Here is a 15,029-nt window from a genome sequence, read left to right as displayed (position 1 = left end):
AGATTATGTTACTTTGTTGCTTCTGTAGTGTGCTCCATAGCCGGGCTGATCATGTGCCAATATGTACAGGGAACGTTTGCTTGCACTTTGACTCGGTATTTGTTATATTAATATAGTTCGAGTTTGTGCTCGTTCCTTGCTCTCAACCTAGATTGAGGGCCAGAGTCCATAAGGAGGTGAAAATTATGCGCAAATATGAAGTGATGTACATTATTCGTCCTGACATTGAGCAAGAAGTTGTTCAAGCTACAGTCGATAAATTCCAAGGCATCATCTCCAACGGCGGTGGTGAAGTTACAGCTCACGACGTTATGGGTAAACGCCGTCTTGCGTATGAGATCAAGAAATTCCGTGATGGTTTTTATGTTCTGGTACATTTCACTGCTGAACCAGCAGTTGTAACTGAACTTGAGCGTCTCATGAAGATTTCTGACGAAGTAATTCGTTATCTCATTACCAACGACGTTAAGTCTGCTTAGGACTACTCGTGATTAACGCACCAATACGCTCTGAAGGAGGGGATTACATTGTTGAACCGTGTCATTCTGATCGGACGGTTAACCCGGGATCCTGAGTTGCGTTACACTCCAGCAGGAGTGGCAGTTACGCAATTTACTTTGGCAGTGGACAGACCGTTTACAAGCCAAGGGGGAGAAAAGGAAGCCGATTTCATTCCGGTCGTAACCTGGAGACAGCTTGCCGAGACCTGTGCGAACTACTTGCGCAAAGGACGCCTGGCTGCAGTCGAAGGACGCATTCAAGTACGGAACTACGAGAATAACGAAGGAAAACGTGTATACGTGACCGAAGTCATTGCCGATAATGTCCGTTTCTTGGAGTCAGCTAACCGTGATAATAGCGGTGGCGGCGGTGGGCAACCAATGCGTGAAGAGCCTTCTTATGGAGGCGGCGGACGCGCGAACAATAACAATAATTCGCGTAGCAACAATCAGGATCCTTTTTCCGATGACGGAAAACCGATTGACATATCGGATGATGATTTGCCATTTTAACATGAGCTGATACTCTTAGGAGATATGGGTTACATGATAGGAAAGGACTGAAAAGCATGGGCTTCAAGCAAAGAGAAGGCGGAGACAACGATAAAAGACCGGCACGTCGTGGCGGCCGTAATAAACGTCGTAAAGTGTGCTTCTTCACAGCTAACAAAATTACTCACATCGATTATAAAGATACGGACTTGCTTCGTAAATTTATCAGCGAACGTGGAAAAATTTTGCCACGCCGTGTAACAGGTACTAGCGCTAAATATCAACGCATGCTGACGATTGCAATCAAACGCTCCCGTCAAATCGCATTATTGCCATACACAACTGAGTAGTTTTTACTCAGCTTGCATACGAAGCAGTCGGCTTATAGCCGGCTGCTTTTTTGTATATATCAATAGAAGTAATAGAAATAACAGATCCACTCTAACAAATGGAAGAATTCAATTCTATGGTGATAGAAGCATTCAAGCCTCAAATGAATTATAATAGAGTCTAATCTACTGAAAAGGTTTAGGCAGCAGGAATAGCTGTTTATTTCAGAATAAACACCAGGAGTGGATATGAATACATCAAAACGTAAAGGCAAACAGAGAAAAAAGAGCAGTCTGAAAACCTGGATTATAGCTACTCTTTTACTTTCCATTATATATGTGTGGTTACAGCAAAAAGGTGATATAGATAACATGTGGCCCGGGACAACAATCCAAGAAGCTATGCCAATCACCGGCCTACATCCTGTGGTAGCAGAGAATGAGAAATTATTGGTACGTAAGGCAGCGAGACGTGGAATAGAGATTGTTATCACCCACGGTTACCGAAGTACCGAGGAGCAAGATGCACTATTCAACCAAGGACGCTCAAGTGCAGGCAATATCGTTACTAATGCGCGTGGTGGTGAGTCATATCATAACTACGGATTAGCAATTGATTTTGCACTAAGGACGCCTGAGGGTGATGTGGTTTGGGATATGGAACGTGATGATAACGGCAATGGCAAGACAGACTGGATGGAAGTTGTGGATCTCGCCAAAGAGTTAGGTTTCACATGGGGTGGAGATTGGGCAAACTTCCCGGATTATCCTCACTTGCAGATGGATTTTGATTTGAGTATTAATGAGTTAAAACGTGGTAAAAGACCTCCTGACTCTCAGTAAAAGGTGTTATATATACACTTAAATGAATAATTATTAGATAAGCTCTGCATTTTGCAGGGCTTTTTTCTTTCTTTTGTAAAATAAATGATAAAAGATGACAATTTGGTCTTTACATTAGCAAATAAATAAAACTATACTAGATTAACTAGATTTTTTACTCTGATCGCATATATTATTTCAATTGTAAGCATAACGGCTCCGGTTCAATAAAATTCAGCTATAGATCGAGATATAATCATCACCCATATATGTAACATTTACCTCACGCAAAATTAAGAATGTCTACTTAAATTAAAGCATACACATACATTATATGTAACTACTATGTCATGTATATGTTATTTTGACTAATTGCCTATGTACACCTCACAGCCAAAAACAAGATAACACCTCTCAAAATTCCTGATATATGCCTTTATAGTATTACTAATATCCAATTCTGTAGTATAAAAAACATTTATACCAAAAATCTCAAAATAAGCATTGACGTTAGCTAAAATTACACGTATGATTACATTAATTATTTTGATATATAATTCCGCTAGGAATTATCAACATTAATTGACCAATGGTCTAAATATAAGTCTCTTAAACTTGTTTCTCCTAACAATTTGGTATTTTGTATAAGCTATTGTTCGATATCTTCAAGAACTTGGAAATATACAGTGGATGCATTTCTCTACACACGAATACAATCTACGGAAATTATGGGGTTAGGGTGATTGATTTGAATACAGAGCTATTGGAAGTCAGAAATCTAACAACATCATTCAGAATTGAAGATGACTATTATGCAGCAGTGGATCACGTTAACCTTACGGTGAAGAAAAATGAAGTATTGGCGATTGTAGGTGAATCCGGGTCAGGTAAAAGTGCTTTTGCATTCTCTCTTATGGGTTTGCATAACAAAGCAAAGATCGAAGGCCAGATTCTCTATAAAGGACAAGATATTGCCAACATCTCCCCAAGCAAGTTAAACAAGCTACGCGGCAAAGAAATGGGCATGATTTTTCAGGACCCATTGTCCGCACTAAATCCTCTAATGATTATTGGTGAACAGATTGAAGAGATTCTCACACTTCATCAGTCCAAGCTGTCTTCCAGAGAGAAGAGAGAAAAGGTCATTCACTTATTGAATCAGGTAGGGATTCCACGTCCCGAACAAATATACAAGCAGTATCCCCATGAACTATCTGGTGGTATGAGACAGAGAATTGTTATTGCCATTGCGATTGCCAACAAACCGGAACTACTCATAGCCGATGAACCAACGACGGCGCTTGACGTTACGATTCAACTACAGATTCTGGAGCTAATCCGTGATCTGAAGAATGAAATTAACGCAGGCATTATTCTGATTACACATGATCTGGGTGTCGTAGCTGAGATGGCTGATCGCGTTGCAGTTATGTATGCAGGCGAAATTGTTGAAGTCGCAGATATCTTCACATTGATGAACGATGCGAAGCATCCATATACCCGCTCACTGTTGAACTCTATTCCTACACTGTCTGAAGAAAGATCCAAATTACATGTCATCCAAGGCATCGTACCATCACTCAAAAATCTTCCTCGCAAAGGGTGCAGATTCAAAGCCCGAATTCCATGGATTAGTGAATCGGCTCATGAAGAGAACCCGCAGATGCATGAAATTGCACCAGGTCACTTTGTAAGGTGTACCTGTTACCAGCACTTTCATTTCCCTGACCAAAGCTGAGGAGGAATAACATAATGGCATTACTCGAAGTAGAAGGGCTTAAGATACACTTTCCGATTCGCGGTGGATTGCTTAAACGGGAAATTGGCAGTGTAAAGGCTGTTGATGATGTTAGCTTCTCCATTGAACAAGGACAGACCTATGGTCTGGTTGGCGAATCAGGTTCAGGAAAGACAACAACAGGCAGAGCCATTATTGGGCTAAACCATGTCACTGACGGAAAGATTCTGTTTAACGGCAAAAATCTGGCTACGGAGCGACGTAAGAACAGACAACTCCAGCGGGATGTACAAATGATTTTTCAAGACCCATATTCATCACTGAATCCAAAGAAGCGGGTTATCGATATTATCGCTGAGCCGTTTCGTAACTATGAGCGTCTGACAGCTACTGAGGAGAAAAGACAAGTAAGAGAATTACTTGAAAAGGTTGGCTTGAGTCCGGAATCAATCTACAAATATCCGCATGAATTCTCCGGCGGACAGCGTCAACGGATTGGCATTGCACGGGCTATTGCATTGAAGCCGAAGCTAATTATCGCGGATGAACCTGTATCTGCACTCGATGTATCGGTACAGGCCCAGGTACTCAACTTCATGCAGGAAATTCAAAAAGAATTAAATCTGACCTATCTGTTCATCAGTCACGATCTGGGCATCATCCGTCATATGTGTGATCAGATTGGAATTATGTATAAAGGTCGATATGTGGAACAGGGCACAACAAATGATATTTTTGAGAATCCGCAACACATCTATACCAAACGTCTCATTGCAGCCATTCCGGATATGGACCCAACCAAACGAGAGGAAATGGTAGCCTTCCGTCAACAGGTCAAGTCCGAGTATGAACATTCATACCGAAATTTCTTTGATGAGGAAGGGCTTGCATACTCGCTCAAATCCATTTCCGATACTCACCGAGTAGCTCTACCTCAGAAAGGTTGAAGGCCATATGTGGAAAACGATAGTACGCAGAATTATCATAATGATCCCTCAGATCTTTTTACTAAGTCTTTTGGTCTTTCTGATGGCCAAGGCCATGCCGGGCGACGCGCTAACCGGATTGCTTGATCCAAGCGTTGATCCCAAAGCATTGGAAGCTCAGCGAGAGAGACTGGGATTGAATAATCCCTGGTACGTGCAATATTGGGACTGGATCAAAAACGCCGTCCAAGGTGATTTTGGACAATCCTTCCGTTTCAAAATGCCGGTTACCGACTTGATCGGTCAGCGTGTAGCAAATACATTCTGGCTGGCACTGGCGACACTAGTACTGACTTACCTGATCGCTATTCCACTGGGTATCATCAGTGGTCGTTACAACGATACCTGGTCTGATCGGTTGATCACGGGATACACCTACCTGGGCTTTGCCGCACCATTGTTCATTTTCGCACTGGTGATGGTATGGATCTTCGGATTTCACTTCGGCTGGTTCCCGACAGGAGGTAGCGTTGCGCCAGGACTTACACCAGGCACATTCAGCTACATAATGAGTAAGTTCTATCATCTATTATTGCCGGCACTATCCATGGCACTGATTACTACGGTATCAACGGTTCAATATTTGCGTAGTGAAATCATTGATATCAAGCATAAGGAATTCGTTATTACTGCCAGAGCCAAAGGTGCCTCGGAATCCCGGATATACAACAGGCATATCTTGAGGAATTCACTATTACCTATCGCCGCGTTCTTTGGATATGAGATCACAGGACTTATCGGAGGTACGGTATTTATCGAAAGTATATTCAGTTATCCAGGTATGGGGCAGTTGTTCCTGAGTTCCATCTCATTGCGTGACTTCAGCGTTGTGACTGCACTCGTATTGTTGTATGGCGTAGCTTCCATTCTCGGGGCATTGCTGTCTGACATAATTCTAGGAATTGTAGATCCACGTATACGGATCAAGTAAGAACTTGAAGATTTCGGGGTGAAAACACGATGAGCAAGGCCAACGAGGTAGTTGTAACTTCACAAAAGGTTGATAAAAGCCCCTCCAGCTTGAGTATTTTATGGAGGGAGCTTGTCAGAGATAAGGTGGCACTAATCTCGCTCATTTTCTTGGGCTTGGTCATGTTGCTAGTATATGGCACGTCTCTCATTCTGAATCAGGATGATATCGTACGCGTGGATCTGTTTGCCTTATATGAACCACCATCCGCGAAATATTGGTTAGGAACGGACTATGGAGGTCGTGATGTATTTGGCCAGCTGGTCATCGGTACACGTAACTCCCTGACCATTGGAATTATCGTAACGTTAATGACTGGCTTCATAGGTATCTTAATTGGCCTTTTATCCGGTTATTTCGGTGGAATGATAGACAACCTGTTTATGCGTGTTGTTGATTTCTTCATGATCCTTCCGATGTTGATGATTGTTATCGCGTTTGTTACCGCAGTACCGAAATACAATATCATCTCGTTCTCTCTAATCATGACGGCATTTCTCTGGATGGGTATCGCCAGATTGATTCGCTCCAAAGCATTACAGGAACGGGAACTGGATTATGTAAAAGCTTCAAAAACATTGGGCTCTTCTCATCTGAAGATTATGCTCTCACAGGTTCTTCCGAATCTGAGTTCCATTATTATTGTAACGATGACATTGAATCTCGCTGCCAACATTGGCCTCGAATCAGGGTTATCTTTCCTGGGATTTGGTTTTCCCGAAAGTACGCCTAGTCTTGGAACACTCGTAAGTTATGCACGTAATCCGCAAACCCTGGAATCCAGATGGTGGATATGGCTACCCGCATCGGTACTGATTTTGGTATTGATGTTGAGTATAAATAATGTCGGTCAAGCCCTAAAGCGTGCGACTGATGCAAGACAAAGAAGAGGTTAAAAAAAGGGAGGAAAGGTTCATGAAAAAGGGATTATTTTCACGGGGACTATTTTTCACGATGATGCTGGTCTTTGTATTGGTGCTCGCAGCGTGCTCTGAGAAAGAAGCAGCTACTCCAGCTCCAGCTTCCAACACAGAAGAGGGAAAAACGGAGGAAAAACCTGCTAATGAAGAGGGCGTTTACTCCATTGAAGACTTCAACAATGTCAAAACGAATGAGGGTACTGCGATCGAGGGTGGATCGATTACATTCGGACTTGTATCGGATACTGCTTTTGAAGGTACACTGAATTACAATTTCTATTCCGGTAACCCGGATGTACAGGTTCTTCAATGGTTCGACGAAGGCTTGCTGACTTGGGATAAAGACTATGTATATACCAACGATGGTGCAGCAACGTATGAGACATCTGAAGATGGCAAAACGTTCACACTGACCATTCGTGACAATGTGAACTGGCATGATGGCAAACCGGTAACGGCTGAAGATCTGCAATTTGCTTATGAAGTAATCGGTAGCAAAGGCTATGATGGTCCTCGTTACGACTCCAACTTCACTAGTGTAGTAGGTATGGACGAGTATCATGCTGGAAAAGCAAAAACAATCTCTGGTATTAAAGTGCTGAGCGACAAACAAATCAGCATTACGTATAAAGAATCTACTCCGTCCCTGCTGACAGGTGGCGTATGGACGTATCCACTGGCTAAACATATCTTCGGCGATATGGATGTAGCAAAAATGTCTTCTTCCAAAGAAGTGCGTGAAAAACCAATTGGTTTTGGTCCATTTAAAGTGGATGTTATCACTCCGGGTGAGTCTGTAACTTATGTTAAGAACGAAGACTACTGGCGTGGAGCTCCAAAACTGGACAAAGTGACTCTGAAAGTTATCAACCCGACAACGGTTGTTCAAGAACTGAAGTCTGGCGGGGTAGACCTCGTGGATGCATTCCCGACAGATCAATACAAAGATAATGCTAACCTGTCCAACGTAGAATTCCTGGGCGCAATCGATCGTGCTTATACGTACATCGGTTTCAAATTGGGTACGTGGGATGAAGAGAACGGAAAAGTTGTAAGCAATGCCGAAGCAAAAATGGGCGACAAAAACTTGCGTAAAGCAATGTGGATGGCTGTAGATAACGATCAAGTAGGTAAACGTTTCTATAATGGCCTGCGTTGGAATGCAACAACCCTGATTCCACCATCTCACCCAGAATTCCATGATTCCAACAATCCGGGTGTAGCATATGATCCAGAAGCAGCAAAAGCATTGCTCGACGAAGCTGGTTATAAATTGGATGGTGAATTCCGTACGAATCCGGATGGAACACCACTCGAAATCAACTTTGTATCCATGACTGGTGGTGACACAGCTGAACCATTGGCTCGTTATTATGTTCAATCATGGGCAGCTATTGGTTTGAAAGTAAACCTGGAAATGGTTGAGTTCAACAGCTTCTATGACCGTGTAGGTAACACAGGTAAAGATGATCCAAACATTGATGTGTATCAAGCAGCATGGGGCGTTGGTATTGACGTAGATCCATCTGGTTTGTATGGCCGTGATGCACTCTACAACTTCTCCAGATTCTCCAGCGAAGAGAATGACAAATTGCTGGCACAAGGTATCTCTGCTGAAGCATTCGATGTAGACAAGCGTAAAGAGATCTACAATCAATGGCAGCAATACATGGTAGATGAAGTTCCTGTATTCCCTACATTGTATCGTGCAGTTGTAGCACCAGTTAACAAACGTGTAATGAACTATGCGATTGGTGATGGAACAGGTGTTTACCTGAGCGACCTGCAAGTTAATGCAGACAAAGCAGTTGTAGCTCAGTAAAACATTCTTAAATTAGCAGCTGTAAGGATTGGGGTCCTTTAAGAAGCCGGTTGCTAGATTATTAATGAAGAATTCTCCTGGGAAAATGAATAAAAAGTGTCTTTAAAAACATGGATTCTGTACACTCTGGCATGGGTGTATGGGGTTCATGTTTTTTTTGTAACCAAAAAATAAAAAAAATTTAACTTTTTTTCAAAAAAGTGCAGACAAAATGCCTCTTTACTTCGTCTATATAGGTAAGAGGTGATATTATCTTATGAAAAAATGGTGGAAACGGGCAGGTATGCTGCTGGCTCTCTTGCTTATTATATATTTGGGTGTGAAACCGGACATGCTGGTAGGCAAACCGGGAATTAAAGCTGAATCTGCGGTATTAATGGATATGAACTCCGAACAGATCTTAATGGATTTTAACGGCTCCGAAGAGATTGCTCCGGCAGGCGTCAGTAAGTTGATGACAGAACTGTTAGTAATGGAGGCCGTGATCAATGGTGATATAGGCTGGAATGATCTTGTTAATGTGAGTCTGTATGCCAGCTCCGTGGGGGGCAGTCAACTGACCCTGAAACAGGGAGAGCAGTTCACCGTTCAGGAGTTGTTCGAGATCGTAGCTGTCTATTCAGCCAATGATGCAACTGTTGCTCTGGCTGAACACATCAGTGGTACAGAGCAGAAGTTTGTGCAACAGATGAATCAGAAAGCAATTCAGATTGGGCTGTCTGAGGATACACAATTCACGAATTCAACGGGCCTCAGTGAAAAGCTGCTTGGTCCTAACCGTCCGATGGAAATACAAGGGCAGACCTTAATGACGGCTATAGATGCATGTAAGCTTGCGCGTTATCTGCTGAATAACCATCCCGAGATTTTAAGAATTTCCAGTCAAATGCAAGTATCAATGCACCAAAAAGGGATGTACATGAGTAACACGAACTGGATGTTGTCCTCTATTGGTGGGCCGTATGCTTACGATGGGAATGACGGATTAAAGACCGGGTATGATGAAGATTCCGGATATCATTTTGTGGGGACAGCTGAACGTGATGGCAAAAGACTGATATCAGTTGTATTTGGAACAGATACTCGTGAAGGGCGTTTTGCGGAGACTCGGAAGTTGTTCAACTATGGATTTTCGGTCTCAAAATAAAAGGTCGTACATAGGCAGCATCAAGGAGACCTTCAGGGCGCCAATGATCCACGTGTCAAACAAACGGAGTCAGGCCAGATCATTGAAGCATTACGCCAAGCGTTAGTACGTTAGATAAGATATGAGGGCTGTCCGCAGGTTCGACTGAACATGTGGTAGCTCTATTTTATCGAATTTGAGGTAAATTGATCCATATAACCATATTATTAAATTGACATATGGTTTTCTTTTGTTTTAAAATGACCAGTGAGTCATTATTATTCAACTCGGTTTAATATATATGTACCAAACCAACTGTACGATACTGAATTTACGATCTGATCGGGAGGTAACATGTGATGCAAAAACAAATGAAATGGCCGCTAGTCCTGTTTGCCATAGGGGTATTTATGGCTGCGCTGGATAATGGGATCATCACCTCTTCACTGACCACCTTAAATGCATCATTTGGTGTGTCGCCAACATGGGGAGCATGGACGATTACGCTTTACACGCTTGGGCTTGCGGTGAGTGTACCTATTGCTGGCAAACTGTCGGACCGTTATGGTCGCAAGAAGCTATTTTTGATTGAAGTGGCGTTGTTTGGGATCGGGTCCTTGCTCGTCGCGCTGAGCACATCGTTTACCTTTTTCCTGATTGCTCGTGTCATTCAAGCTTTGGGCGGTGGTGGGATTTTTATCATTGCCAGCTCATACGTATTAAGCAAGTTCCCGGCGGAGCGTCAGGGTACAGCTTTGGGTCTGCTCGGAGGTATGAATGGTGTTGCCGCTATATTGGGACCCAATGTCGGTGCTTTTATACTGGACCTTACGGGCAACTGGCATTGGTTATTCCTGATCAATGTACCTATCGCGATTCTGCTATTCATAGCAGGTATTCGATTTATTCAGGAAGAGCAGGAACTGAACCGTGCAGCAGTGGACTGGAGCGGTATCGCTGTCCTAACGTTGGGTGTACTCAGTTTAATGTATAGCTTCAGCAATCTGGACGGTGTGAACATGCTTCAAAGCCTGGAATCACCGATGTTCTACGGTTTTTTCTTGGCAGGTGTAATCATTCTGGTGCTCTTTTACTTCATGGAAAAAAGGCTGGAAGGATCTGAACGTGAACCTGTTGTATCGACACAGCTTCTGGGCATTGCGTCCTTTCGCTGGACGCTGTTGATTGCCTTTTTCTCCGGAGCCATTCTGGCCTCGGTGATCTTTATTCCAGGTTTTGTTGAACAATATCTTGGCGTATCCAATACGGCTTCCGGGTACTGGTTCACTCCGCTCGCGCTGGCATCCGGCATCGGGGCAGGTGGAGGTGGATACCTCGTTGACCGCAAAGGGCCAATCTGGACGTTATCGGTTGCGGGGCTGCTATCTGCCATTGGATTCCTGCTGTTCCCGCTATGGGTGGAGCATATCTGGCAATTTGTCATCGCGAGTACACTCGTAGGTATCGGTTTCGGCATGATGCTGGGTGCGCCAGTTAACGTACTTGTCACAGAACAGGCGGGGGAGAACAACAAAGGCATCGCGGTAGCGACCAGCTCGTTATTCCGCCAGATGGCGATGGCTATTGCACCTACCATTTTTGCCGGATTCCTGGCACGTTCTTTCATTAATCTGGGGTCCAACATTCAGGCAGGGTTCGCTGACAAAGGAATTCAGGTGCCGCCCGAGATGCTACAACAATATGCCTCGGGAGGGGCATCAGGGAGTGATGTCTCCAGTCTGACAGAGGGCCTGTCCCAGATTCCTGATGAAGGTATCCGTGATGTGTTGCTCCAGGCAGTGCATCAAACGACAGGGCAGGGTTACAATGGCCTTTTCTGGTCTGCGGTGGTATTCAGTGTGCTTACGCTGGTAGCTGCGCTTATAACGGGACGTCTGCGTCAAAAAGAGAAGAGCCATCATGTGGAAAGTGTATCCACGAACGGATAGGATTGCGTGTGAAAATGAAGAGAACAGTGCACCTTTTGAAACTAAAAAGGAGTCGCTGTTCTTTTCAATTTAACCGGATTGTAACTTTTCTTGCTCTCGCAATGATTACAATAGAACGAGCGTAAGCGGTGTCTTGATTCCAGAGAGAGAAAACTTCAGAGAACACCGAGTCACAAGGCATCCCAGACGTTTAATTGGTATTATGGATTATCATTTTGATAGTGAAGAAGGAATCAATGGATGAAAAGCAGAACTAAAGATAAGAAGAAGAAAAGAAGAAAAGGCCTATATATAACGCTCGTGTCACTTGTTGTTTTGTTAATCGGAGGTTATTTGTTCCGTCAGCAACTGGCTGTAGCGGCATTTGATCTGTTTCTCGCCGGTTCGGTAGAAGATCAGTTATCCCGTTCTTATGTACCGCAAGAAGGCAATAATACGCCTGATCCAACGGTATACCGTAAGGAACCATTCTCCGTGTTACTGCTCGGTTCGGATAAACGCGCCTATGAGAAAACGCGTGGACGTTCCGATACCGTCATCTATGCTGTAGTACGTCCGAAGGAATCCCGTGTGCTGTTGGTATCCATTCCACGTGATACGTATGTGCAGATTGTAGGACGGGATGCCAACAAGGACGGCGAAGATGATTATGATAAGCTGGCGCATGCCTATGCTTTTGGTGGGGAGAATATGTCCATCAATACGGTAGAGAAATTCCTTGATGCTGATGTGGGTTACTATGCAACGATCAACTTCGACGGAATCAAAAAAGTGGTTGATGCGCTTGGTGGTGTAAAACTGCCAATCGATGAGGACATTGTGAACAAGAATCCGGATCATGTACAATTCACAATTGAAGGCGGTAAGCCGATCTATGACGGGCAGGAAGCATTGTATTATGTAAGATACCGTGAGGATAGTGATTTTAATCGTACCAAGCGGCAGCAGATTTTCCTGAACGCGATGGCGAATGAGATGCTGAATTTGAATCAAATCGCCAAAATTCCGGAATTGATTCAGATTATGGGAGACAGCTTCCAGACGGATATGCGTGCTTCTTTCATTATTGATCTGGCTAAACAGGTGCTTACTCAGGAGAAACCGCAGATTTCAAGCTTCACCATTCTGGGTGAGGGGATGAAAAAAGACGGTATCTATTATGGTCAGGCTGACGAGAAAGATGTCCAATATGCCAAAGAGCTGATTAACAACTGGATGGATCAATCGACCCCAGCCGGTGAAGTAATGATCCCTGACCGGCAAAAGATTGAATAACCAATTCCATACCAATGATGTGTTGTAGACCACAATCAGCAGTACGTTTATTCGCGGGCTGCTGTTTTTTTTCTTTGTAGTGAGAACTATTATCCTTTTGGAACATCCTGCGTTCTGATCCGTATAATATAAGTTGAGCGAGATAAGTTGAACGAAGAAATTCACAAGGAGGATACACAAGGGTATGAACATCGCATTTTTTTTGCTACCCAAACAAGAGGTTACGTGTGTGACGTCGGATTCTACGCTGCGGCAAACGTTGGAACGGATGGAATATCATCGTTTTACGGCGGTACCCATTTTGAATAAAGAGGGCAAATATATTGGTACGGTTACCGAAGGCGACTTACTGTGGTATATGAAGAATGCCGAGGGAAAGATTTCATTTGAAAACGCTTCAAAGTTCTTGCTCAAAGACGTACCACTTCGCTTGGATATTAAACCCGTATCCATTGATGCCAACATGGAGGACCTGATTAATCTGGCTAAAGTTCAGAACTTTGTCCCTGTAGTCGATGATATGGATCGGTTCATTGGTATTGTCAGACGGAGTCAGATTATTGAGTACTGCGAGGGCATTGTAGCCAAAGAATCGATCAAGGCTAAGTAAGGCAGTTACGAATTTAAACATTATTGTGTCATGAGGGATAATCACAGCCGTCCGGTATCATGTTAAACTTAAGAAGTCCTAAATCAGGGGCGGATTCGAAGCTTTTTACAAATATATAGGTCGATAGGATGTACGGAGGACTCCGCATAAGTACCTGACATCAGTTTCGGAGAACTTCTCCGCTTTTTGGGGTAATTTTGCGGGCCCTCTTTTTATGCTATAATCGAGAATAAAGCTTTTTCGGGGGAGAGTGACTTTCGCCAAATGCCTAAAGAACTGGATGTAGCCAAACGCGCTAAAGTGATTGAATGGCTGAAAACCGAAGTGCTTGATCAGGTATCCCGATTATTCAAGGCGTTATGGGAAGGCAGTACAACTCGAATCGGGGACAGTCTTGCCAGTTTGATTATGAGTAGTTACATATTGGGCCGCAGGCTCGGTATTCCTTTCAAGGATCTGGATGCACTGCTAGTTGAGAAGTTGAAAAAGCATAAACAGGAAGGTCACCAGCTTGAAGACTGGTACCAGGATATTTCCTCGCTAGAAGATCATATGCGTAAGAGGTGAATTTGTTGAAATTTAGCTTTAAATCAGCTGTTTGGAGCGCAGTTTATCTGCTCTTGCTACTTTCGCTGTTAACTCCTTTATCGGTACTTGCCATATTTTTTATGATGATTCCGGGAGTTATTTTGTATGCTTCATTATCTTTAAAATCATTTATATGGCATCTTGTGCCCGTAGCCGTTATTTTGGTCGTGTTCCACCCCATCTATCTGTTATTACTGCTCATCTTTACCCTGCCTGCGATCGTTATGGGTCACGCGTATAAAACACGCAAATCAGCCCTGTTCGCCCTGATGGCGGGAAGTGGCATGATGTTGGCAGAATACTTGTTGTTGCTCTTGGTCGGCAGTGTCATTTTCCAATTCGACTTGTCCAGTTATATTGAAGATGTGGTCAAATTGACCATTGAACCGTTAACCAATACATCAAATCAGATGATCAACGGGTTTGCATGGACACCTGAGATGACCGAGGATGTTGCCAAACAAACGCAGCTTATGATTCCGTTTGCTCTCGTTGTCACGTCGATGGTAATGGCCTTCATTACACACGCCATTGCTCGTCCGATTCTGAATGTGATGGGTGTGGTGGTATCGAAGCTTCCACCAGCGAGAGAATGGCGTATGCCGCGGGCGTTGATCTGGTATTATTTCCTCGCATTGTTGATCGAAGTGATCTCCAGACAAAGTGATGGAACATACTGGACCATGATTGCCATGAATCTGTCGCCGTTAATCAATCTGGGCTTCATGATTCAAGCGATCGGTTTCTTCTTCTTTCTCTCACATACAAAGAAATGGAATCCGGTTATACCATATTTCCTGGCGGCTGCGGTCTTCTTCATTGGTCCGCTTCGGATTATCGGAATTATCGATCTGGCGTTCCCGCTTCGTGAGGCAATATCGAAATCAAAACGATAGGGTGAT

The 15,029-nt window shown here is 43.6% G+C and carries 15 protein-coding genes; all 15 read left to right on the top strand.

Features of this window, described 5'->3' with window-relative positions:
• The first annotated feature begins 185 nt into the window (after window positions 1–185).
• The 15 genes from rpsF (at window position 186) to MHI12_RS30300 (ending at window position 15,023) form a co-directional block, all read left to right on the top strand.
• On the top strand, window positions 186–479 hold the full coding sequence (rpsF, locus tag MHI12_RS30370) for a 30S ribosomal protein S6 (RefSeq protein ID WP_036611944.1): 294 nt from the start codon (window positions 186–188) through the stop codon (window positions 477–479).
• Window positions 480–527: 48 nt separating this feature from the next.
• Entirely contained in the window at window positions 528–1,013 is a 486-nt protein-coding gene (gene ssb, locus MHI12_RS30365) for a single-stranded DNA-binding protein (RefSeq protein ID WP_017691432.1), read from the top strand.
• A 56-nt stretch (window positions 1,014–1,069) separates the two neighbouring features.
• Complete coding sequence (rpsR, locus tag MHI12_RS30360) at window positions 1,070–1,342, top strand: 30S ribosomal protein S18 (RefSeq protein WP_017691433.1); 273 nt, start codon at window positions 1,070–1,072, stop codon at window positions 1,340–1,342.
• A 228-nt stretch (window positions 1,343–1,570) separates the two neighbouring features.
• Window positions 1,571–2,164, top strand: a complete 594-nt coding sequence (locus MHI12_RS30355) for a M15 family metallopeptidase (RefSeq protein ID WP_405171185.1) — start codon at window positions 1,571–1,573, stop codon at window positions 2,162–2,164.
• Window positions 2,165–2,891: 727 nt separating this feature from the next.
• Entirely contained in the window at window positions 2,892–3,881 is a 990-nt protein-coding gene (locus MHI12_RS30350) for an ABC transporter ATP-binding protein (RefSeq protein WP_074096664.1), read from the top strand.
• A gap of 14 nt (window positions 3,882–3,895) precedes the next feature.
• Window positions 3,896–4,828 carry an ABC transporter ATP-binding protein gene (locus MHI12_RS30345; protein WP_074092894.1) on the top strand — a complete coding sequence of 311 codons (933 nt, stop codon included), beginning with the start codon at window positions 3,896–3,898 and terminating at the stop codon, window positions 4,826–4,828.
• 7 nt (window positions 4,829–4,835) lie between these two features.
• Window positions 4,836–5,798 (top strand): oligopeptide ABC transporter permease, encoded by a 963-nt coding sequence (gene opp4B, locus MHI12_RS30340; RefSeq protein ID WP_221820232.1) that lies wholly within the window; start codon window positions 4,836–4,838, stop codon window positions 5,796–5,798.
• A gap of 29 nt (window positions 5,799–5,827) precedes the next feature.
• Window positions 5,828–6,733, top strand: coding sequence for an ABC transporter permease (locus MHI12_RS30335; protein ID WP_036611941.1), 906 nt, complete (start codon window positions 5,828–5,830; stop codon window positions 6,731–6,733).
• A 19-nt stretch (window positions 6,734–6,752) separates the two neighbouring features.
• Window positions 6,753–8,579 carry an oligopeptide ABC transporter substrate-binding protein gene (locus MHI12_RS30330; protein ID WP_289390789.1) on the top strand — a complete coding sequence of 609 codons (1,827 nt, stop codon included), beginning with the start codon at window positions 6,753–6,755 and terminating at the stop codon, window positions 8,577–8,579.
• 256 nt (window positions 8,580–8,835) lie between these two features.
• A complete protein-coding gene (locus MHI12_RS30325; RefSeq protein ID WP_405171184.1) occupies window positions 8,836–9,726 on the top strand; it encodes a D-alanyl-D-alanine carboxypeptidase family protein in 891 nt (296 codons plus the stop codon).
• Window positions 9,727–10,064: 338 nt separating this feature from the next.
• Entirely contained in the window at window positions 10,065–11,654 is a 1,590-nt protein-coding gene (locus MHI12_RS30320) for an MFS transporter (protein ID WP_405171183.1), read from the top strand.
• A gap of 240 nt (window positions 11,655–11,894) precedes the next feature.
• A complete protein-coding gene (locus MHI12_RS30315; protein ID WP_036671869.1) occupies window positions 11,895–12,929 on the top strand; it encodes an LCP family protein in 1,035 nt (344 codons plus the stop codon).
• Window positions 12,930–13,113: 184 nt separating this feature from the next.
• On the top strand, window positions 13,114–13,539 hold the full coding sequence (locus tag MHI12_RS30310) for a CBS domain-containing protein (RefSeq protein ID WP_091035263.1): 426 nt from the start codon (window positions 13,114–13,116) through the stop codon (window positions 13,537–13,539).
• Between the two features lie 264 nt (window positions 13,540–13,803).
• Complete coding sequence (locus MHI12_RS30305; protein ID WP_036611930.1) at window positions 13,804–14,106, top strand: MazG-like family protein; 303 nt, start codon at window positions 13,804–13,806, stop codon at window positions 14,104–14,106.
• 5 nt (window positions 14,107–14,111) lie between these two features.
• Complete coding sequence (locus MHI12_RS30300) at window positions 14,112–15,023, top strand: DUF2232 domain-containing protein (RefSeq protein ID WP_036612044.1); 912 nt, start codon at window positions 14,112–14,114, stop codon at window positions 15,021–15,023.
• The last annotated feature ends 6 nt before the right edge of the window (window positions 15,024–15,029 follow it).

This window comes from Paenibacillus sp. FSL H8-0280 (assembly GCF_045040665.1).
In the GTDB taxonomy this organism is placed as follows: domain Bacteria; phylum Bacillota; class Bacilli; order Paenibacillales; family Paenibacillaceae; genus Paenibacillus; species Paenibacillus xylanexedens_A.
This window is presented reverse-complemented; position numbering and strand designations above follow the sequence as displayed.

Coding starts and splice junctions, on each gene's coding strand:
- MHI12_RS30345 (WP_074092894.1), top strand. CDS start 3,896: ATGGCATTACTCGAAGTAGAAGGGCTTAAGATACACTTTCCGATTCGC.
- rpsF (WP_036611944.1), top strand. CDS start 186: ATGCGCAAATATGAAGTGATGTACATTATTCGTCCTGACATTGAGCAA.
- MHI12_RS30320 (WP_405171183.1), top strand. CDS start 10,065: ATGCAAAAACAAATGAAATGGCCGCTAGTCCTGTTTGCCATAGGGGTA.
- MHI12_RS30335 (WP_036611941.1), top strand. CDS start 5,828: ATGAGCAAGGCCAACGAGGTAGTTGTAACTTCACAAAAGGTTGATAAA.
- rpsR (WP_017691433.1), top strand. CDS start 1,070: ATGGGCTTCAAGCAAAGAGAAGGCGGAGACAACGATAAAAGACCGGCA.
- MHI12_RS30330 (WP_289390789.1), top strand. CDS start 6,753: ATGAAAAAGGGATTATTTTCACGGGGACTATTTTTCACGATGATGCTG.
- MHI12_RS30310 (WP_091035263.1), top strand. CDS start 13,114: ATGAACATCGCATTTTTTTTGCTACCCAAACAAGAGGTTACGTGTGTG.
- MHI12_RS30305 (WP_036611930.1), top strand. CDS start 13,804: ATGCCTAAAGAACTGGATGTAGCCAAACGCGCTAAAGTGATTGAATGG.
- MHI12_RS30325 (WP_405171184.1), top strand. CDS start 8,836: ATGAAAAAATGGTGGAAACGGGCAGGTATGCTGCTGGCTCTCTTGCTT.
- MHI12_RS30355 (WP_405171185.1), top strand. CDS start 1,571: ATGAATACATCAAAACGTAAAGGCAAACAGAGAAAAAAGAGCAGTCTG.
- MHI12_RS30315 (WP_036671869.1), top strand. CDS start 11,895: ATGAAAAGCAGAACTAAAGATAAGAAGAAGAAAAGAAGAAAAGGCCTA.
- opp4B (WP_221820232.1), top strand. CDS start 4,836: ATGTGGAAAACGATAGTACGCAGAATTATCATAATGATCCCTCAGATC.